The 19,585-nt window shown below is 74.3% G+C and carries 13 protein-coding genes; 7 read left to right on the forward strand and 6 right to left on the reverse strand.

The genetic code is table 11. The annotated features are described in order from the left end of the window. Positions 1 to 11 precede the first annotated feature (11 nt). From ABZ490_RS31235 to ABZ490_RS31245, 3 genes are all read right to left on the reverse strand, one after another. Complete coding sequence (locus ABZ490_RS31235) at positions 12 to 1,250, reverse strand: hypothetical protein (RefSeq protein WP_358997316.1); 1,239 nt, start codon at positions 1,248 to 1,250, stop codon at positions 12 to 14. 63 nt (positions 1,251 to 1,313) lie between these two features. Beyond that, entirely contained in the window at positions 1,314 to 2,711 is a 1,398-nt protein-coding gene (locus ABZ490_RS31240; RefSeq protein WP_358997319.1) for a gluconate:H+ symporter, read from the reverse strand. 55 nt (positions 2,712 to 2,766) lie between these two features. Next, positions 2,767 to 3,288, reverse strand: a complete 522-nt coding sequence (locus ABZ490_RS31245; protein WP_358997322.1) for a gluconokinase — start codon at positions 3,286 to 3,288, stop codon at positions 2,767 to 2,769. A 151-nt stretch (positions 3,289 to 3,439) separates the two neighbouring features. On the opposite strand from ABZ490_RS31245, the gene ABZ490_RS31250 reads away from it, so the two are divergent. Further along, positions 3,440 to 4,141: a FadR/GntR family transcriptional regulator gene (locus tag ABZ490_RS31250; RefSeq protein ID WP_358997325.1), complete on the forward strand. Its 702-nt coding sequence runs from the start codon at positions 3,440 to 3,442 to the stop codon at positions 4,139 to 4,141. A 9-nt stretch (positions 4,142 to 4,150) separates the two neighbouring features. Here the strand turns inward: ABZ490_RS31250 and ABZ490_RS31255 are convergent, their stop codons facing one another. From ABZ490_RS31255 to ABZ490_RS31265, 3 genes are all read right to left on the reverse strand, one after another. Beyond that, complete coding sequence (locus ABZ490_RS31255) at positions 4,151 to 4,528, reverse strand: YchJ family metal-binding protein (protein WP_358997328.1); 378 nt, start codon at positions 4,526 to 4,528, stop codon at positions 4,151 to 4,153. A 13-nt stretch (positions 4,529 to 4,541) separates the two neighbouring features. Beyond that, a complete protein-coding gene (locus ABZ490_RS31260; RefSeq protein WP_358997331.1) occupies positions 4,542 to 5,885 on the reverse strand; it encodes a M1 family metallopeptidase in 1,344 nt (447 codons plus the stop codon). A gap of 71 nt (positions 5,886 to 5,956) precedes the next feature. Next, complete coding sequence (locus ABZ490_RS31265; protein ID WP_358997334.1) at positions 5,957 to 9,910, reverse strand: Pls/PosA family non-ribosomal peptide synthetase; 3,954 nt, start codon at positions 9,908 to 9,910, stop codon at positions 5,957 to 5,959. A 354-nt stretch (positions 9,911 to 10,264) separates the two neighbouring features. Here ABZ490_RS31265 and ABZ490_RS31270 point away from each other — a divergent pair, with 354 nt between their 5' ends. The 6 genes from ABZ490_RS31270 (at position 10,265) to ABZ490_RS31295 (ending at position 19,483) form a co-directional block, all read left to right on the forward strand. After that, positions 10,265 to 10,969, forward strand: coding sequence for a Crp/Fnr family transcriptional regulator (locus ABZ490_RS31270; RefSeq protein WP_358997337.1), 705 nt, complete (start codon positions 10,265 to 10,267; stop codon positions 10,967 to 10,969). Positions 10,970 to 11,228: 259 nt separating this feature from the next. Further along, positions 11,229 to 12,143 (forward strand): hypothetical protein, encoded by a 915-nt coding sequence (locus ABZ490_RS31275; protein ID WP_358997340.1) that lies wholly within the window; start codon positions 11,229 to 11,231, stop codon positions 12,141 to 12,143. After that, a complete protein-coding gene (locus tag ABZ490_RS31280; protein WP_358997343.1) occupies positions 12,140 to 15,205 on the forward strand; it encodes a hypothetical protein in 3,066 nt (1,021 codons plus the stop codon). The genes ABZ490_RS31275 and ABZ490_RS31280 overlap by 4 nt, the downstream gene beginning before the upstream one ends. Beyond that, positions 15,202 to 16,506, forward strand: a complete 1,305-nt coding sequence (locus tag ABZ490_RS31285; RefSeq protein WP_358997347.1) for a hypothetical protein — start codon at positions 15,202 to 15,204, stop codon at positions 16,504 to 16,506. Before ABZ490_RS31280 ends, ABZ490_RS31285 begins: the two co-directional genes overlap by 4 nt. Next, positions 16,503 to 17,015, forward strand: a complete 513-nt coding sequence (locus ABZ490_RS31290; RefSeq protein WP_358997350.1) for a Pycsar system effector family protein — start codon at positions 16,503 to 16,505, stop codon at positions 17,013 to 17,015. The genes ABZ490_RS31285 and ABZ490_RS31290 overlap by 4 nt, the downstream gene beginning before the upstream one ends. A gap of 47 nt (positions 17,016 to 17,062) precedes the next feature. Then, on the forward strand, positions 17,063 to 19,483 hold the full coding sequence (locus ABZ490_RS31295) for a vWA domain-containing protein (protein WP_358997353.1): 2,421 nt from the start codon (positions 17,063 to 17,065) through the stop codon (positions 19,481 to 19,483). Positions 19,484 to 19,585: the final 102 nt, after the last annotated feature.

The raw sequence follows: 19,585 nt of genomic DNA on the forward strand, positions 1-19,585 counted from the left end.
GGGAGTGCCGCTCAGGGGCGTGGATCGGGTGAGCCGAGGCCGTCGAAGAGGCTGCCGAGGGTGGCGTCGAGGTCCAGCCCGGACGGGCCGAGGAGCCCCGTGCCGCCCGAGTCGGAGGAGCCCGACCCGCCCGACGCCCCCGACGTGCCTGACCCGCCGGCTCCACCTGACGCGCCCGATGAGCCCGGTGAGCCCGACCCGCCCGGTGAGCCCGTGCTGCCCGGCCCCTCGGTCGGGCCGCTCACCTCCGGTCCCGGTACGCGGAAGGCGTTCACCTTCACCGCCTCCGTCGTCGCGTACCGCACGCTCACGGTCACCCCGACGGACCCCTGCGCGGCGCCGAGGCCGAGGTCCGGGACCACGGCGGCCAGCACCAGTCCGTCCCCGGACCGGGTGACGGCGCGCAGCGGCCCGGCCGCCTGCCGTCCCCCGACCAGCACCGTCCCCTCCCGCAGCAGTTCCACCTGGTCGAAGTAGGTGCCGCGCAGCTCGATCCGGATCGGATCGCCGGGCCGGGCCTCGCCGTCGCCGCCCACGTCGACCGAGGCGATCGCGTAGGCGCAGGCGGGCGTCGCGGTGCCGGGTACGGCCCGGGGCCGGGCGGTGGCCGAGGGGCGGGACCGGTGGAAGGCGAGGAGAGCGTCGAGCACCCGCCGGGCGGCCCGCCCCTTGCAGCTCTCCGGCACCCCCGCGAGCCCGGCGCGGTCCCGTTCCGCCGCCGCCCAGCCCCCGCCCTCGCGTCCCTGGACGGCGAGGCAGGCATGGGCGAGCCCCCGCAGGACCTTCCAGTCGTCGCCGACGGGGGAGGTGCGGGGGATCAGTGTGAGGGCGTCCCGGCAGCGGTCCGGTGAGCGGAGCAGGTCGTACACGCTGTCCGGGTCGGCCCGGTGATCGGTGTCGGGGGAGACGGGGCCGGGCGGCAGCCACGCGGGAACGGCGGGTGCCGCCGTCGCACTCCCGCCCGGTGACGGCGTACGGGAGATTCCGGGGGCGCGCGGGGCGCTCGTGTCCGCCTCCGTGCCCCCCGATCCCAGTGCGCTGGGCCCCGGCGACGGCGAGGCGGGCGGGGTCTCCGCGACGGGCCCGGCGGACACCGCCCCGTCCGGGCCCCCCGCCGTCCCGCCGGACACGTTCGCCCGTGTGCCGGCCCGCGGCGCGGTACCGCCCGGTTCCGTCACGGCGGCCGTCGCCACGGCGATCGCCCCCACGAACAGCAGCGCGGACACACGTGTCCCCAGTGATACGGCCATGACGTCCCCCCAGTCGTCGCCCCCGAGGTCATCATGGGCCGCCCGCACCGCCCGGCGGAACCCCTACAGGATGAGTGAGAGCAGCAGCACCAGCCCGCCCGCGACCACCGAGATCAGGGTCTCCATGACCGACCAGGTCTTGAGGTTCTGGCCGACACTGACCCCGAAGTACTCCTTGACCAGCCAGAAACCGGCGTCGTTCACATGGCTGAAGAACAGTGAGCCGGCGCCGATCGCCAGGACCAGCAGGGCCGTGTGGGTCGTCGACATGTCGGCGGCGAGCGGGGCGACCAGACCGGCCGCCGAGACCGTGGCCACCGTCGCCGAGCCCGTCGCCAGCCGGATCGCCACCGCGATCAGCCAGGCCAGCAGCAGGGCCGGGATCGACCAGTCCTCGGAGATCTCCAGGACCATCTGCCCCACACCGCAGTCGATCAGCGTCTGCTTGAAGCCGCCGCCCGCGCCGACGATCAGCAGGATGCCCGCGATGGGAGCGAGCCCCTTCTCGACCAGGCCGGATATTCGGTCCTTGGCGAACCCGGCGGGCCGGGCCAGGGTGAAGATGCCGACGAGGACCGCCGAGAGCATCGCGATCAGCGGGGAGCCGACGACGTCGAACACGCGCTGCACGGTGTGCGTGGGATCGTCCACGACGATGTCGACCAGGGCCTTGGACAGCATCAGCACCACGGGCAGCAGGATCGTGGCGAGGGTGGCCCCGAAGCCGGGCCGCCGCTCCAGCTCCTCCGAGGGCCGCTGCGGGATCATGCGCTCGGGGGCGGGGACGTCCACCCAGCGGGCGGCGAACCGGGAGAACACCGGGCCCGCGATGACGACCGTGGGGATCGCGACGAGCACACCGAGCGCCAGCGTGACGCCCAGGTTGGCGTCGACCGCGTCGATCGCGACCAGCGGGCCGGGATGCGGCGGCACCAGTCCGTGCATCACGGACAGGCCGGCCAGCGCCGGGATGCCGATCCGCATGAGCGAGTAGTTGCCCCGCTTCGCCACCATCAGCACGACGGGGATCAGCAGCACCACGCCGACCTCGAAGAACAGCGGCAGACCGATCACCGAGGCGATCAGCACCATCGCCCAGGGCATCGAACGCCCGCCCGCCTTGGCGAGGATCGTGTCGACGATCTGGTCGGCGCCGCCGGAGTCCGCGAGCATCCGGCCGAGGATCGCGCCGAGCGCGATCAGCACGCCGACACTCGCGACCGTGGCCCCGAGGCCGGTGGTGAAGCTGGTGATGACCTTGTCCAGCGGTGCCCCGGCGAACACGCCGAGCGCGAGCGAGCCGATGGTCAGCGCCAGGAAGGGGTGGAGTCTGAACCGGGTGATGAGCAGCACGATGACGGCGATGCCCGCCAGCACGGCGAGTCCCAGCTGGGCGTGGCCGGCCGAGGTGATGGGCTCGGCGGTGTCCGCTGCCAGCATCTCGACGCTGAGTCTGGTCACGGGTGTCCCTTGCAGTGGTGAAGGAGGTGGGTGGGGAGGGTGGGGAGGGTGCGGACTACAGGGGGCCGTCGTCGGGCAGACCGGCGAGCGCGCGTACGGCCCGGTCGGTGATCTCCTCGGGCGAGCCGGAGACGTCGACGACGACCCCCGCCTCGTCCGGCTGGAGCGGCTGGAGCGTGGCGAACTGGGAGTCCAGCAGCGCGGTCGGCATGAAGTGGCCCCGCCGGTGCCCCATCCGGTCCTCGATCAGCGCCCGGTCGCCCGCGAGGTGCACGAACACCAGCCCCGGCGCCGTGGCGCGGAGCCGGTCCCGGTACGACCGCTTCAGCGCCGAGCAGCTGACCACGCCACCCTGTCCGGCCCGCCCGTGCGCCCAGGCGCCGATGGCGTCCAGCCATGGCCACCGGTCCGCGTCCTCCAGCGGGACACCGGCCGACATCTTGGCGATGTTGGCCTGCGGGTGGAAGTCGTCGCCCTCGGCGTAGGGAACGCCGAGCCGGGCGGCGAGCAGGGGACCGATCGTGGTCTTGCCCGTGCCGGCGACGCCCATCACCGCGACGACGTGGGGGGTACGCATCTCTGCCTCGCTGTCTTCCGACGACACCTGAAGTCGACTGGTTGCGACTGATGTCGACGGACACTGAATCCGATTAGGTAAGACGAATCAAGAGTCTGTGACAAATAAGTCTGACTTTTTGGCCCGGTGATCCACCCCGTACGCTGAGTGCATGACCACTCCGGGCCGGGGTCTGCACGGCCATGTACTGGACACCCTGGGCCCCGCCATCACCGCCGGCGAGTACCCTCCGGGCAGCGTGTTGCGGACCGACGAGCTGGCCCAGCGCTTCGACGTCTCACGCTCCGTGATGCGCGAGGCGGTCCGGGTCCTGGAGTCCATGCACCTGGTCGAGTCCCGCCGCCGCGTGGGCGTGACCGTCCGCCCCAAGGCCGAGTGGAACGTCTACGACCCGGAGGTCATCCGCTGGCGGCTGGCCGGCGCCGACCGTCCGCACCAGCTGCGCTCGCTCACCGTCCTGCGCTCGGCGATCGAACCGGTCGCGGCGGGCCTGGCGGCGCGCCACGCCACGGCCGAGCAGTGCGCGGAGCTCACCGCGTGCGCGCTCGGCATGGTGGCCCACTCACGGGGCCACCGGCTGGAGGGCTACCTCCTGCACGACATCGCCTTCCACCGCGTGATCCTCACCGCGTCCGGCAACGAGATGTTCGCCCGCCTCGGCGACGTCGTCGCGGAGGTCCTCACCGGCCGCACCCATCACCGGGTCATGTTCGAGGACCCGGACCCCGCGGCCGTCACCCTGCACGTGCGGCTGGCCGAGACGATCCGCGCGGGCGACGGCCCCGGCGCCGAGCGGCTGACCCGCGAGATCATGGCCGGCGCCCTCCAGGAACTGGACGTCCTGGCCCCCTGAACCGGGGGGCTACGCCTCGGGGAACTCCCCGTCCACGTACACCCACGCCCCGTCCACCCGCTCGAAGCGGCTCACCTCGTGCAGCGAGCCGCCCCGGAACGACGCCCGGAACTCCACCGTCCCGCCCGTGTGGAACGCGGACCCGTCCTTCGCCGCGAGGATCTCCAGCCCCGTCCACCGCATACCGGGATCGAGGTCCAGCCGGGCCGGCCGGGTCCGCGGATGCCAGGTCCGCAGCAGATACGCCACGTCACCCTTCACGAAGGCGCAGTAGCGCGACCGCATCAGCGCCTCGGCGGTGGGGGCGGCGGCGCCGGGAGCGTGGTAGCGGCCGCAGCAGACGTCGTAGGACTGCGGCAGCCCGCACGGACAGGTACGCGTGGTCATGACGGCCATTGTCCTAGGCCGTCGCGCGGGTCTCGGCCCCGGGCAGCGGTGGCAGCGCGGGCCGGTACAGCCAGGCCTCGAACAGATCGTCCAGCGGCTCCGGGGTGAACCGGGCCGCGTGGCCCGTGAACATCGCCGTCGTGACCGCCCCGCCCCGGTGCAGCCCGAGCCAGCCGCGCAGCATCCGGAAGAACGCGTCGTCGCCGAGCGCGCACCGCAGCGCGTGCACGGCGAGCCCGCCGCGCTGGTACAGCCGGTCGTCGAACATCGTCTTGCGGCCCGGGTCGGCCAGCTTCAGGTCCTGCGGCCGCGAGGACAGCAACCGGTGCGCGGCGGCCGCCAGCTGCTGGGCGCTGCGACCGCCCGACCGCTCCGACCACAGCCACTCCGCGTACTTGGCGAAGCCCTCGTTGAGCCAGATGTGCCGCCAGTCGGCGATCGACACACTGTTGCCGAACCACTGGTGGGCCAGCTCGTGCGCCACCAGCCGCTCCGAACCCCGGGCCCCGTCCACATGGTTGACGCCGAACAGCGACAACCCCTGTGCCTCGACCGGGACATCGAGTTCCTCGTCGGCCACGACCACCGCGTACTCGTCGAACGGGTAGGGCCCGAAGAGCCGTTGGAACAGGTCCATCATCCCCGGCTGGCGGGCGAAGTCCCGCGAGAACTGCGGCAGGAGATGCGCCGGTATGTGCCCGTGCATCGGCACACCGCCCAGCCCGGGATCGCCCAGCAGCACCGTCTGGTACTTGCCGATCGCCAGCCCCACCAGATAGCTCGACGTCGGCGCCGACTGCTCGTACACCCAGGTCGTCGTGGACGCCTTCGTCGTCCGGGTCAGCAGCCGGCCACCCGCCACCACCGAGTACGCCGACGGCGTCGTGACCGAGATCAGATACGACGCCTTGTCGGCGGGACGGTCGTTGCACGGGTACCACGAGGGCGAACCCACCGGCTGGCTCGCCACCAGCGCGCCGTCGGTCAGCTCCTCCCAGCCGATCCCGCCCCACGGGCTCGACACCGGCTTGGGGTTGCCCGACCAGTGCACCTCGACGGTGAAGGCGGCCCCCGCGCGCAGCGCCTTGGCGGGCCGGATCCGCAGCCTTCCGCCCCGGTGCGTGTAGTGCGGCTGCCGGCCGTCCACCCGGACCCGCCCGATCCTGAAGTCGGCCAGGTTCAGCTGGAATTCGGCCAGCGGCGCCCGGCCCGCGATCGCGTTGATCCGGGCCGTGCCCGACAGCCGGTTCGGGCCGGGACGGTAGTCCAGCGTGAGTTCGTAGCGATGCACCCGATAACGGGGATCGCCGTTGTCCGGGAAATACGGGTCCGAACCCACCGACTGCTGCACTGCCACTTCCGCGTCCGCTCCCTGCGCCGTACTCGAACTTGCCGGTGCGCCGCCCGCAGCCACCGAGTGGCCCGCGTTCAGGGACGCCATGCCTCGATCGGATTGCCCAGCCAGCGGGTGTCGTCCGGGACGGACTCCGCGGCCATGACGAGCGACGCGGGACCCAGGGTCGTACGGGCCCCGACCGTGCTGCCGGGCAGCACGATCCCGCCAGGGCCCAACGTGGCGCCCTCACGGAGGACCACAGTATCCGTCCGCAAGATCCGGTCGTGGAAGAGGTGAGTCTGCAGGACGCACCCGCGGCCCACCGTGGCCCCGTCCTCCAGTGTCACCAGATCCGCCTCCGGGAGCCAGTAGCTCTCCACCCACACACCCCGGCCGATCCGCGCCCCCAGCCCGCGCAGCCACGCCGTCATCACCGGTGTACCCGGCACCGCGCCCGCCAGCCACTGCACGGCGACCACCTCGACGAACGTGTCCGCCAGCTCGTTGCGCCACACGAAGGAACTCCACAGCGGGTGCTCCCCGGTGCGGTGCCGCCCCACCAGCAGCCACTTCGCGGCCACCGACAGCAGACAGGCCGCCACGCCCGTGCCGAGCAGCACCAGGCCGCCCAGCAGCGGCGCCCACACCCCGAGGGCGCACAGCGCGGCCACCGTCAGCACGGCCAGCGCCGCCGAGCAGAACACCGGCACGATCCGGCACAGCTCCACCAGCCCGCGCGCCCACAGCAGCCGCGCCGGCGGGTCGTACGTCCGGCTCTGGTCGCCGCCGGCCGTGCTGCGCGGCAGCTTCACCGGCGGCAGGCCCAGATAGGAGCTGCCCTTCTTCGCCTTCTTCGGCGTCGCCGACAGCACCCCGACCAGCCCGCCGTCCGGCACGCTCCGGCCCGGCGCGGTCATCCCCGAGTTCCCGAGGAACGCCCGCCGCCCGATCTCCGCGCGCCCGATCCGCACCCAGCCCCCGCCCAGCTCGTACGGCGCGGTCAGCGTGTCGTCGGCCAGGAACGCGCCCTCGCCGACCGTCGTCAGACTCGGCAGCGCGAGCACCGTCGACACCTCCGCGCCCCGCCCGATCCGCATCCCGAGCAGCCGCAGCCACAGCGGTGTCACCAGCCCCGCGTACAGCGGGAACAGCGTCTCGCGGGAGCGGTCCATCAGCTGGGTCACCGTCCAGGCCTGCCAGCCCACCCGGCTGTGCGTCGGATGCGTGCCCTCGCGCAGCCCCAGGCTCAGCAGCCGTACGGCGACCAGCAGCAGCAGCGCGTACGCCAGCCCGTAGGCGAGCGTCGCCGGGACCAGCGCCAGCACCGCCCCCCGCAGCGCACCGCCCAGCCCGGCGCCCGGCGTCACGAACACCCGGGCCACCGCGAGCGCGGCCACCGCCGCCGCGACCGGCAGCAGATTCAGCGCCAGGCCGGTCACGCCGTACATGATCCGCCAGTACGTGCCGCGCTGCGGCCGCTCCTTGGGCCAGTTCCGCTTCGCCTTGCCGAGCTTGACCGCCGGCGCGCCCGACCAGCGCTGACCGGTCGGGACCTGCCCGGTGACCGCCGAACCCGGCGCCACCTCGGCGCGCTTGCCGACCCGGGCCCCCGGGAAGAGCATGCTGCGCGTGCCGACGACGGCGTGCGCGCCCACCTTGACCGTGCCGATCTCCAGCCGGTCGCCGTCCAGCCAGTACCCGGACAGATCCACCTCGGACTCCACGGCCGCGCCGCGCCCGAGCTTGAGCAGACCGGTCACCGGCGGCAGCGAGTGCAGATCGACGTCCGGGCCGATCTTGGCGCCCAGCGCCCGGGCGTACCGCTCCAGCCAGGACCCGGTCAGCGTGGTCGCCCCGCTGAACTCGGCCAGCCGCTCCGCCGCCCACAGCCGCACATGCACCGAGCCGCCGCGCGCGTACCGGCCGGGCGTCACCCCGCGCAGCAGCAGCCGCGCCCCGCCCGCCGCGACGGCGATCCGCCCCGGCGGGCTGAAGAAGAGCAGTGCTCCGGCGGCCACCAGCCACCAGGACGCGGTCGGCAGCCAGCCGTACCCGGACAGCAGATTGCCCAGCGCGGCCAGCACGACCGTCCAGCGCAGCCCGAGCAGGGTGAACAGCGGCAGGAGCAGCAGGAGCTGCACACCCTGCGTCTTCTTCGAGACCGGCGCGACCGTACGGCTGCCGCCCTCCTCGTGCGCCGACTCCTCCAGCAGGCGGGCCAGCTTGCGCAGCACCGGCTGCTGGTAGATGTCCAGGACGGCCGCGCTCGGGTAGCGGGTGCGCAGCCGGGTGGTGAGCTGGGCGGCGGCCAGACTGCCGCCACCGATCGCGAAGAAGTCGTCGGAGTGGCCGGTCACCGGCGTGCCGAGGACCGCGGCCCACTGCTCGGCCAGCCAGGCCTCGGTGCCGTACAGGTGCTCGCCCGCCGGCATCTCGACACTGTCGAGCGGCCACGGCAGCGCGTTGCGGTCGACCTTGCCGGACGTCCGGGTCGGCAGATCGTCCACCGGCGCCAGCAGCGGCACCAGCGCGGCCGGCAGCGCGGCCCGCAGCCGCTCCACCGCCTCCGCCCGGTCCCAGCCGTCCTGGGTGACGACGTACCCCACGAGCAGCTGGTTGCCGCTGCGCGCGGTCCGCACCGCCGCCGCCGCGCCCGCGACACCCGGCAGCGCCTGGAGCGCCGCGTCCACCTCGCCCAGCTCGATGCGCCGCCCGCCGAGCTTGATCTGCTCGTCGGCCCGGCCGAGGAAGACCAGCCCCTCGGGCTCGGCCTTGACCAGGTCACCGCTGCGGTACGCCCGCTCCCAGCCCAGCGACTCCAGCGGCGCGTACTTCTCGGCGTCCTTCTCGGCGTCGAGGTAGCGCGCGAGGCCGACCCCGCCGATCACCAGCTGGCCGCTCTCGCCCATCGGCACCGGCTCGCCGGCCTCGTCCACGACGGCCAGCTCCCAGCCCCGCAGCGGCAGCCCGATGCGGACCGGCTCCTCGCCCGACATCAGCGAGGCACAGGCCACCACGGTCGCCTCGGTCGGGCCGTACGTGTTCCAGACCTCCCGGCCCTCGGTCACCAGCCGCTGCACCAGCTCGGGCGGGCAGGCCTCACCGCCGAAGATCAGCAGACGCACGTCGTTGAGGGTCTCCGGCTCCCAGAGCGCGGCCAGCGTCGGCACGGTGGAGACCACGGTGATCTCCTGCTCGACCAGCCAGGGCCCGAGGTCGGCCCCGCTCCTGACCTGCGACCGGGGCACCGGCACCAGACAGGCGCCGTACCGCCACGCCAGCCACATCTCCTCGCAGGAGGCGTCGAAGGCCACCGAGAGACCCGCCATCACACGGTCACCGGGCCCGATGGGCTCCTCGGTGAGGAACAGCGCGGCCTCGGCGTCCACGAAGGCGGCGGCGCTGCGATGCGTGACGGCCACCCCCTTGGGCTTTCCGGTGGAGCCGGAGGTGAAGATGATCCACGCGTCGTGCTCGGCCGCCGGCCGGGCGGCCCGCGGCCGGGAGGTCCCGTGAGCGGTGCTTCCCTGAGCGGTGCTTCCGTGAGCGGTGGTTCCCTGAGCGGTGCTTCCGTGAGCGGCGCTCTTGTGAGCGGTGCTCTCCTGAGCGGTGATCTCGTGCCCGGCGCCGATCACGGCCCGCACCTCGGCCTCGCCGAACACCAGCTCGGCCCGCTCGTCGGGGTCCTCGGCATCCACGGGCACATAGGCGGCACCCGCAGCGAGCACGGCCAGGATCGCGACGTAGAGGTCGTTGGTGCCGGACGGCACCCGCACCCCCACCCGGTCCCCGAGCCCGACCCCGGCGGCGTCGAGCCGGCGCCGCAGCCGCTCCACCTCCACCGCGAGCGCCCGGTAGGTCAGGGGGGTGCTGCCGTCGTCCAGGGCGAGCTCGTCCGGGTACGACCGCACGGACCCCTCGAAGACGTCGACGAGCGTGCGGGAGGAAGCGGCGGGCCCGCCGGAGAAGCGTGCCCTGTCACCGAGCTGTACGCGGATTTCTTCGTCGAGCAGGCCGAGAGCGCTGCTCTCGTGAATCGCTGCCATCGGTCCTCGCGTCTCGATCCCGGAAGCCTCCGGGGCGCCGGCGGGCCCGCAGGTCTGCCTGGGGTTGTCCGGGCCGGCTCCGTAACAAGCCGGATATTTTAGTACGACGCTATGCTCGCCCTCTTCGCGTGGCCACCCGAAGAGGGCTGTTCGGGGCCGCGAGACCCTTCTGACCTGGTGTTTGGTGCGGGATGCGAGACGTGCCACACCCCCGGCGGACAGCCCCCAGGGGCGAAGCCGCAGTTCAGGGCGCCCGACCGCTGACGTACCGTCACCCGCTCGTGCGCATCCAGTAGTCTCACTGCTCTTCACTCTTCCGGCAGGGCAGCCCGGCCGGGGCGCGAGGGGGCCCGCATGGCGCTGACGGACCGTACGCAACCCTTTCTGTACGCCCTCGCTCCGCCGCTGCGGGACGACCTGCTACGCCTGGGCGCCGAACGCTCGTTCGCGCCGGGTGAACACCTGATGCGGGAGAGCGAGCCCGGCCGGACCGTCGTCGTCCTGCTGGACGGCTGGTCGGCCGTCTCGATCAGCACCGGCCGCAGCTCCTACCGGCTGCTGCTGGCCCTGCGCGGACCGGGCGAGCTGGTGGGCGAGATGGCCATGGCCGACGGCTCGCCGCGCAGCGCCACCGTGACCGCGCTCGGGACGGTGCGCGCGGTGGTCGTCGGTATCGACTCCTTCCGGCGTTTCGTCGCCGTCAACCCCCAGGCCGGCGGTCTGGTCATGGCCCAGCTCGCGGCCCGGCTGCGCGGCGCCGACGAGGAGCGCCGCTCTCTCGTCTCGCTGACCGTGCTGCAACGGCTGGCGGCCCGGCTGCTGGAGTTCGCCGCCCTCCCGCTGCCGGACGGCCGCGGCCGGGAGACAGGGGACATGCTGCCGGTCGACCTCGCGCAGCACGACCTCGCGGACGCCGTGGGAGCGACCCGCGAGGCGGTGGCGAAGGCGCTTCGGCCGCTGAGGGACGCCGGTGCGGTACGCACCCGGCCGCGCCGCGTCGAGATTCTCGACCGGACCGTCCTGGAGGTCCTCGCGGCGGGCGCGAGCCTCGATTCCTGAGCCTTGGCCGCCCCTTTGCGGTGTGTGGGCACCTGTATGCGGAGTGTGCCGGGTTGTCACCCATTCGGGGGGCGCGCGGTAGTGAAATAAGGGGTGGGTGGTGTGCGCCCCGGGCGCGCGCCCTTGGCGATGCTCCGGATCGAGCATCGCAATGTGTAAACGGCTACATCCAGCCCAACCGGATTCCGGAATGCTGATCCCCGTTCATGTGGAACGGGGGGCGATGCAGGTGCCGAACGGCGCTGTCTACAAGTTCTTGATGAGTGTCGACGTGCGGGGATCGGGGGGCCTGTCCCATGGCGCGAAGCTGCGCATGCGGCGGGATGTGTACGAGCTGGCCGACCGATCCTTCCGGGCCGTCGGCATCGGTTCGGCGCTGATGCACCGCGAGGACCGGGGCGACGGCTTCATCGCCGCGCTCGACGCCAGGGTGCCGCCCGCTCATCTGATCGGGCCGTGGCTGGCCGAGGTCCACCAAGGCCTCAGACCCCTCAACGAGGAGCGCAGCCGGCCGCTCGGCCTGCGGGTGGCCCTGCACGTCGGCCCCGTGGAGGAGGACGACAACGGGCTGGCCGGCGAGGCGATGGACCTGGTGTGCCGGCTCGCCGACGCCGCCGTCACCCGCGCGGTGCTGGAGCGCTCCGGGCGGGACCTGGTGTGCGTGGCGTCCGAGCGGCTGTACCAGGACGTCATCCGGCACGGCGGGCGCTTCATCGAGCCCTCCGCCTACCGCTCGGCGCCCCTGACCCTCAAGGAGGGCCCGGCGCTCGCCTGGTTCCACGTGCCCGGCGAGCCCCGGCCGGTGGTGCCGGGCGACGAGGGATCCACGCCGGACGGGCCCGACGGGCGTAGCGAGTTAGGTGAGCCGGGTGAGCCGGGTGGGCCGGGCGCGGTGGGCTCGGTGGACGCGCCGGGTCCTGGCGCCGCGACGGGCCGGGAGCGGCCGGAGGCCGTCGGCACCGGCGCGGACGGTACGCCCTCGCGGGCGGACCGGAAGGGAGCCGTCCGGGTCCCCCGTGGGGGAGAGGACCCGGACGGCGGACCGGGCGGCGTCTTCGACATCGACGTGGCGGAGGGCGACAACTTCGTGATCACCGACTCCGTCGTGCGCGGGGGTCACTTCGGCCGACGGGTGTCCCGCGGGCGGCGCGACGGTGACGGAGGCGCCCGATGAGCGCGGAGGGCGTCGGCGGGGCGGCGGCCGGGGGGCCCGTCCAGGCCCCGCAGCAGTGGGCGGACGAGCGGTACGGCGACCGCGGTCACGGGGGCGTCGGGGGCGGGGAGCGGTACGGCGACCGGGACCACCGGGACCACCGGGACGATCGTGACCACCGCGACGACCGGGACGACCGGGATCGGAAACGGGACGACCGTGGCGACCGGCGCGGCGAGCGGGGCGACGACCGTCGTGGCGAGCATGACCAGGGGCGCGCGGGCGAGGACGGCGGGCGGGACGGCCGGGACGAGGAGTCCGACGGAGCCGGGGGCGAGGACGAAGCCGAGCGGCGGGCCCGGTCGGAGTGGGAGGAACGGCAGCAGCGGGAGGGGGAGCGCTTCCGGGAGGCCATGCAGAGCCCCCTCGCGTCCGACGGCGCCGCCGGCAGCACCCGGGCCGCCCACCGCGCCCGCTCCGAGGGGCGGGCCCGGTTCAGCATCCGCGGCAACAGCAGCGTGTTCGACCGGACCCGCTTCGGCCACGCCCACTTCGGCAACGTCTACGTGGGCTCCGACGACGGCGGCTCGGCCGTCCTCGGCGAGGTGCCGGAGACGGAACTCCGCCGTCTGAGCCTGACCTACCGCGCCCCCGACGGCTACCAGCTCCTGAAGGACGCGCTGCGCGAACGCAGGGTGCTGGTCCTGGTCGGGCCGCCCGGCACCGGACGCCGCACCACCGCGCTCTGTCTGCTGGAGGAACTGACCGGCGCCGGCCGGCCCGCCACCGTGCGACCGGCGGACGGCACCGGCACCGACGACGGCCGCACCGACACCGACGTCGGCGGCCATGACGTCACCGACGTCACCGACGACACCGACGACACCGACGTCACCGATCCGGACGAGGGCGGTGACGACGGCCTCGCTCCGGGCCGGGTGACCCGGCTGGACGTGTCCTCGCTGGGCCGCATCCTGCGGGATCCCGCCAAGGTCGCCCAACGGGTCGCGCGCGGCGGCGGGTTCGTCCTGCACCTGCCCGACCTGCCCGGCGAGTGGACCCCGCCCGGCGAGGCCCACCTGGGTGCCCTCGCCGCCGCCCTGGCCCGGCGGGACGCCTACGCGGTCCTGGTCGCCTCCCCGTCCACCCCGGCGGGTGCCCTGCTCACCGGGCGCCATGCCCTGCGCTGCCCCGCGCCCCCCGCCGAGGAACTGCTGTCCTGGCATCTGACGCGGCGGCTCGCGGACGCCGACGGCACGGGCCCGGACGCGCTGGACCGGGGAGAGCGGATCCTGCGCCATCCGGTGCTGCACCAGGCGCTGGGCATCCCGCCGGACCGGCTCCGCCCCGCCGAGACCGACGCGCTGGCGGCCCTGCTCGTACGCCACCTGCGCGGTGACCTGAGCCGGCCCGAACTCCTGGACCGCTGCGGCGATCTGGTGCGAGGTCAGGTCCGGGCCTGGTTCGCCGACGCCCGTCACCGGCCCGCCGCCGCGGACACCGGCGAGCCGGGCCGACCGGGCCGGGAGACGGCCGACGACGCGCCCCGCACCCTGCTGCGGCACCTCGCCTTCCGGGTCGCCCTGGCCGTCCTGGACGGCGAGGCCTTCAGCGCGGTGGCCGACGCGGCCGACCTGCTGGCCCGGGAACTGCTGTCCGCGCGGATGCCCGGCCGGGAACACGGAAGCCCGGTGTTCGCCGAGGACTGGGACGGCGTGCTCGCGGCCGGCCGCGCCGAGTACGGCGAGGCCGAGGACGAGAGCCTGGCCGGGGTGCCGCTGCCGGTCCGCACGGTCCGCTACCAGGGGCCCGCCTTCGCGGGCGCCGTGCTCGCCGAGGTCTGGCAGAGCCATCACGCGGCCCGCGCGCCCGTCGTGCGCTGGCTGCGCGCCCTCGCGGACGACCCCCGGCCGCAGGTCTGGGTCCGTGCCGCCCTCGCCGCGGGCGAACTGTGCGCCGCGGACCCGGGGTACGGCTTCGCCGAGCTGGTGGCCCCGCTCGCCTCCGCGCGCTCCGCACGCCGGCGGTACGCGGCCGCCACGGCACTGGACCAGGCCGGGCGGCGCGAGCCGTACCGTACGGCGGTACGGGGCCTCGTCGACGAGTGGGCGCACGCGGACCCGGCGGGCCTGCGCTGGACCGCCGCCCTGGTCCTGGGCCACGGCCGGGCGGAGCCGGACACCCGCACGGCGGTGGAACTGCTCGGCGGGCTCGGCACCCGGGACGACGGCGCCCACCTTCAGGTCGCCTCGTACGCCCTGACCCGGCTGGCCGCCGGCAGCAGGGCCGCCGAGGCGCTGACGCTGCTGGGCGAGTGGGCCGGCGAGATCACCGGGGACCGCCGCGACCTCGCCCTGCTGACCGGCGTACGGCTGTGCACGGCCCGCTGCGACGACTACTGGGAACCCGAGACCTCCGACGACGACACCCCGGACGACCGCGACCGGGGCGACCACCGGGGTGAGGGCGCCGCGGGGGAGCCGGCCGGACGGGCCCCGGCCCGGGCGGCCCGGCGGCCCGACCGGGTGGGTGCGGGGACCGTGGCCGGTCCGTCCACGGCGGTCCGGGTGCCGGGGCTGTGGCAGCCGGTCCCGAGCCGCCCGGCCGTGCCCCGGGCCGACACCGCGGCCGTCGACGACGGGATGGGCCTGCGCCGCGACTGGCCGCTGCCCCTCGCGCTCGCCGTCACCGTGCCGGAGGCCGCCGGACCGCTGGCCGGGCTGCTCTGGCGGGTCTTCGACAGCCATCTCTCCGGCGAGCGCGCCCTGGACGGACTGTGCGGATGGCTGCGCGCGGCGGAACGGGACGCGGCGGTGACGGCGGACGGCCGCCGGACCTATGTGTTCGACCGGGACCGGCCACCGCCGGACGGGCGGCCGGAGGAGGCGGCGGGCGAACTGCTGCGCGCGCTGGTGTGGTTCCTTCCGGTCCTGGTCCGTGAGGAACGGGACTGGCAGCGGCTCGGCTGGGCCCTGGAGGCGATGGCCGCCGACCCGGGGGAGCCGATGGACGAACGCTTCGCGGGCCATGTGCTCGACACGGTGGGGGCAGGCCTGAGGGCCGGAGGAAGGGAGCAGCGGTGATCGAGAACGGGCAGCCGGAGGCGGGCGGCCTTCCCGAGCACATCGCGGGACCGTATCTGCGCGAACGAGCGCTGCAGGGGGCCAGGTTCCGGCACACCAGCGCCGAGATCGCCTCGGTCGTCTACTACGAGGGCGGCGGCTGCAGCCTGGTGACGTCGAGGGGGACGGAGCAGCTCGTGCCCCGGCGCTTCTACGCACGGCCCGTCAGCGTCTGCGAGATAGCCCGGGGACGGCACACGACCGTCTTCAGCCTCGACCTGCCGGCGGCGGACGCGGCCTCCTGCTTCCGCACGAAGGTCACCCTGCGCTGGGAGGTGACGGACTTTCAGCTCGTCGCGGAGAAACGTCTGTCCAGCATCGAGCGGGACCTGGGGCCGGAGATCGTCTCCCGGCTGCGGCAGGTCTCCGGACGGTTCGCGGTGGAGGACGCGCAGCGGGCCAACCAGGCCATCCTCGCGGAGACCGAGGCCGGGCGCTGGGCCGACCTCGGGGCCGACGCGGGCCTGCTCACCCGGATGTTCGTGGAGGTGAGCACCGACCAGATCCGGCTCGACCAGGTCGCGGAGGCCCGTAAGCAGACCGCGCAGCAGGAGGAGGTGGCGCGGAAGTTCGCCGCCTGCTCCCGGCTGACGACCGGTTCCGCGGAGGACCGGCTCACCTACCTGATGGCCGTGGGCGGCAAGGAGGACGTGGCCGATGTGATCGCCATGATGCGGGAGGACGAGGCCCAGGGCCGCCGCGAGACGCAGGAGTTCTTCCTGCGGATGCTGCAGCAGGGCCGGATCACCAGCCCCGAGCTGGAGGGGTTCCTGCGCACCAGGGTGCTCGCCTCGATGGCCCCCGGCGGCTTCACCCCGCCGGCCGTGCCCGGCCCCGCCGTGCCCGCCCCGTTCGTCCCGCCGCCGAGGGAACTCCCGATGCGGGAGCCCGAACCGCCACGCGCACGCGTACCGGACCCGTCGTACGCGCCGGAGCCACCGAAGGCGTACGAACCCGAGAGGCACGAACCCGAGAGGCACGAGCCGGAGAGGCACGAGCCCGAGCGGTACGAGCCCGAGCGGTACGCGTCCGAGGCGTACGAGCCCAAGCCGTACGAGCCCAAGCCGTACGAGCCGCCGGTCTATCACCCGGAGCCGTATCACCCCGAGCCCGAGCCCGAGCCGTACCGTCCGGCCCCCGAGCCGTACCGTCCGGCGCCGTACGACAGGCCCTCGTACGACGATCGCCGCCGCAGGCGTGACGACGACTACTGGGACACCGCTGCGGAGCCGCCGGACGGCGGGGGACAGAGCGCCCGGTGACCGGGGCACCGGCCCCGGCCGGTGAGCCGGAGGCGCAGTTCGTGGCCGCGCGGCTGCTGGCGGTGATCCGGGAGGACGCCGGACGTGCCGACGCCAAGGCATCGTTCCTGCTGACCCTCGTGATCGCGCTGCCCACCGTGCTGCTGGGCATCACCGGCCTGCCGCACGTGCGTACACCCGCCGCTCCGGTGCTGTTCGCCCTCGCGCTCGCCGGGTGGCTGGCGGGGGTCGGCGCGCTGGTCCGTGTGGTCCTGCCGCGCAGCCGCACCCGGCGCAGCGGTCCGGGCCTCACCTACTACGTCGACGTCCTGGCCCTCCATCAGGACGGAGGCATGGAGGAGATCAGGGCGGCGGCGGTGCGGGAGGGGCGTGATCCGGCGGCCTGGCTGCTGACGCAGGCCGTCGACATCAGCGTCATCCTCGCCGAGAAGTACCGCTGGATCAGGTGGGGGGTCCTCTGGGTCCTCGCGGGGCTGGCATGTGCCATGGCGGGACTCCTGACCGGCTGACCGGTCGGACACAGAGCAGGGCAAGTTCAGAAGGCGAAGTGGGGATCGTGGGGAAACTATTCATCAGTCATGTCCGTAATGTACGGAAATGCGCAAGACGTCAGGTCGCCGGTGGCGCGACCGCGCTGCTCGCGGCGCTGCTGCTGACCGGTACCGCCGCCGTGGGACAGACGCCGTGGGCGGCCCGCCCGGCCGCCGCCGACACACCGGACCCGATCAGCCTGGCCGTGGCGGTCGACGAGTCGAGCAGCCTGAGCGGCCCCGACGTGGAACGCGAGCGGGACGCCGCCCAGCGCATCGCGCTGAGCGAGATATCGCCCGCCTCGCGGCTGACCGTGTTCGGCTTCGCCAGCGCGGACGACGACGCACAGCGGGCCGTCGACGAGGTGTGCCCGACGACGACGATGAGCGAGGTCGCCCGCGAGAAACTCGGCACCTGCATCGGGAGACTCGACCGGCGCGGCCCGGGCAAGGGCACCGGCACCGACTTCCCGGCCGCCATCCGGCAGGGCATCGCCCGTCTGGCCGAAGGAACCGCCTCCGCCCCGCGCATCCTGTTCCTGCTCACCGACGGCGTCCTGGACGTCAGCAGCAGCAAGGCCTACGGCGACGACAAGCAGAGCCGGCAGGCGAACGGCGAGCGGGAGCTGACCCGGGCCCTCGCCGAGGCCCGGGCCGCCCGGGTGCAGATCTGGCCGCTCGGCTTCGGCGACGTCGACGCGGCCGCCCTGCGCGCGATGGCGGCCGGCGGCTACCAGGGCGCCTGCGTCGACCTGCCGCAGGCCAAGCCCGCCTCCCGGACCGTCGGGGACTCCGCGGCCCTGGGCGACGCGGTCCACAAGGCGTTCGCCAGCGCCCGCTGCCTCATCTCCGACCCCACCCACCAGGACACCCCGCCCGCCACCTTCCGGCTGCGGATCTCCCCGCTGGCCACCCTGGCCACCATCGTGGTCTCCAAGGGCGACCCGGAGGTCAAGGTGCGCATCCGCGCCCCGGGCGGCAAGGAGATCGCCGGCAGCGGCGACGACGGCGTGTCGTCCTACGAACTCACCGGTACCGACCAGGAGGTGGAGTCGCTGCGCATCGTGGCGCCCCGCCCCGGCACCTGGACCGTGCACCTCACCGCGCCCGAGGGACACGGCGGAAAGCTCGCCAGCGTGGGCGTGCAGTGGCGCGGCGCGCTGCGGTCGTCGATCGTCATGACGCCCGCCTCCCCGCGGCCCGGTGAGCGGGCCACCGTGGGTCTCCAGCTCCAGACCTGGAACAACCGGCCGGTCGCCGACCCGGCCGACCTCGAGGTGCTGAAGGTGTCGGCGTCGCTGGAGGGCGACGGCTTCACCCGGCAGGCCGTCCGGCTCTCCGACGACGGGCAGGACGGGGACACCCGGGCGGGCGACGGCCGGTTCACCGGCACCGTCACGATCCCGTCGGCGGCGAAGGGCTCCCTCAAGGTCGTCGGCGTACTCACCGCCATCGGACTCACCGCCGACCACCGCCCCTTCGTGACCGGCGTGACCCCCGTCAACCCCGACGTCCAGGCCCACCTCGGCGTCTCCGACGCGACCGTGCACCCCGGCGGCCGGGTGAGCGTCACCCTCAAGGCGTCCGACGACTCCACCACCGCACGCACGCTGCGCCTGGCCCTGGAGGACACGACCCGGGGCGACCTGACGGTGACTCCGGCGCGGGTGCGCCTCACCCCCGGGCAGACGCGGACCGTGCAGGCCCAGGTGCGCGTCGGGTCCGACGTGTCCCCCGGACGGTTCTCCGCCAAGATCGTCGTCTACGACACGGCGCGCTCCGCGCGGGTGCTGGACGCCCGCCTGCTGACCGTACGGGTGACCCCCGAGCCGACCTGGCCGCAGAAGCACGCGGTCCTGCTGATCGTCCTCGGTCTCTTCCTGACGGCCTGCGCCGCGTTCGCCGGCTGGCGGCTGCTGGAGTCCCGGCGCGTCCACGACGTGCGCGGACTGGTCCTCACCCTGCTCGTCCCGGACGGCGAGGGACAGCAGGACCGCCAGGTCAGCACCCTCACGGTGAAGACGAGCGGTCCGGAGTACTGCTTCGCCGTCCTCACCGGTCAGGGCAGCGACCCCCGGCTGGTCCCGGATCGGCGGGGCCCGTACGCGGTACGCCGGGACGCCCAGCGCATGGCACGGCTGCGGACGCCCGGGAACAGCGCCGGCACCCGCGTCGACCACGGCAAGAGCGCACCGCTCTCCGACGGCCTGCGGCTGAGGATCGACTCGGCCGGCGGCCGGACGGGCCGCACCCGGGGGACGGGCGGGACGCGCGGGACGGTCGGGACGCAGCGACGGCCCGCCAGCGCGGGCGGCCGCTGGCCGTTCGCCCGGCCCGGCCCGTCGGCACCCCGGACGCCCCACCGGGGCGAGGACACCCCGGCGGCCCGCCGCACCGACCGCGTACCCGCCTCCGGAGCCGAACGCCCCTACGACCCCGACCTGTGACCGGGCGGCGGGGCCCGGCCACCACGCCGGCCACCCGGCCCCGCCGCCGTCACGCCCCATCACACCACCGGCCCGCACCACCAGGGGCCGGTCCACGCAGAC

The organism is Streptomyces sp. NPDC005811 (genome assembly GCF_040630405.1).
Taxonomy (GTDB): Bacteria; Actinomycetota; Actinomycetes; order Streptomycetales; family Streptomycetaceae; genus Streptomyces.

What these genes read in the sequence shown, in the direction of transcription:
- ABZ490_RS31235 (WP_358997316.1), bottom strand. Translation starts at nt 1,250, where the DNA reads ATGGCCGTATCACTGGGGACACGTGTGTCCGCGCTGCTGTTCGTGGGG.
- ABZ490_RS31245 (WP_358997322.1), bottom strand. Translation starts at nt 3,288, where the DNA reads ATGCGTACCCCCCACGTCGTCGCGGTGATGGGCGTCGCCGGCACGGGC.
- ABZ490_RS31250 (WP_358997325.1), top strand. Translation starts at nt 3,440, where the DNA reads ATGACCACTCCGGGCCGGGGTCTGCACGGCCATGTACTGGACACCCTG.
- ABZ490_RS31255 (WP_358997328.1), bottom strand. Translation starts at nt 4,528, where the DNA reads ATGACCACGCGTACCTGTCCGTGCGGGCTGCCGCAGTCCTACGACGTC.
- ABZ490_RS31265 (WP_358997334.1), bottom strand. Translation starts at nt 9,910, where the DNA reads ATGGCAGCGATTCACGAGAGCAGCGCTCTCGGCCTGCTCGACGAAGAA.
- ABZ490_RS31270 (WP_358997337.1), top strand. Translation starts at nt 10,265, where the DNA reads ATGGCGCTGACGGACCGTACGCAACCCTTTCTGTACGCCCTCGCTCCG.
- ABZ490_RS31275 (WP_358997340.1), top strand. Translation starts at nt 11,229, where the DNA reads ATGAGTGTCGACGTGCGGGGATCGGGGGGCCTGTCCCATGGCGCGAAG.
- ABZ490_RS31280 (WP_358997343.1), top strand. Translation starts at nt 12,140, where the DNA reads ATGAGCGCGGAGGGCGTCGGCGGGGCGGCGGCCGGGGGGCCCGTCCAG.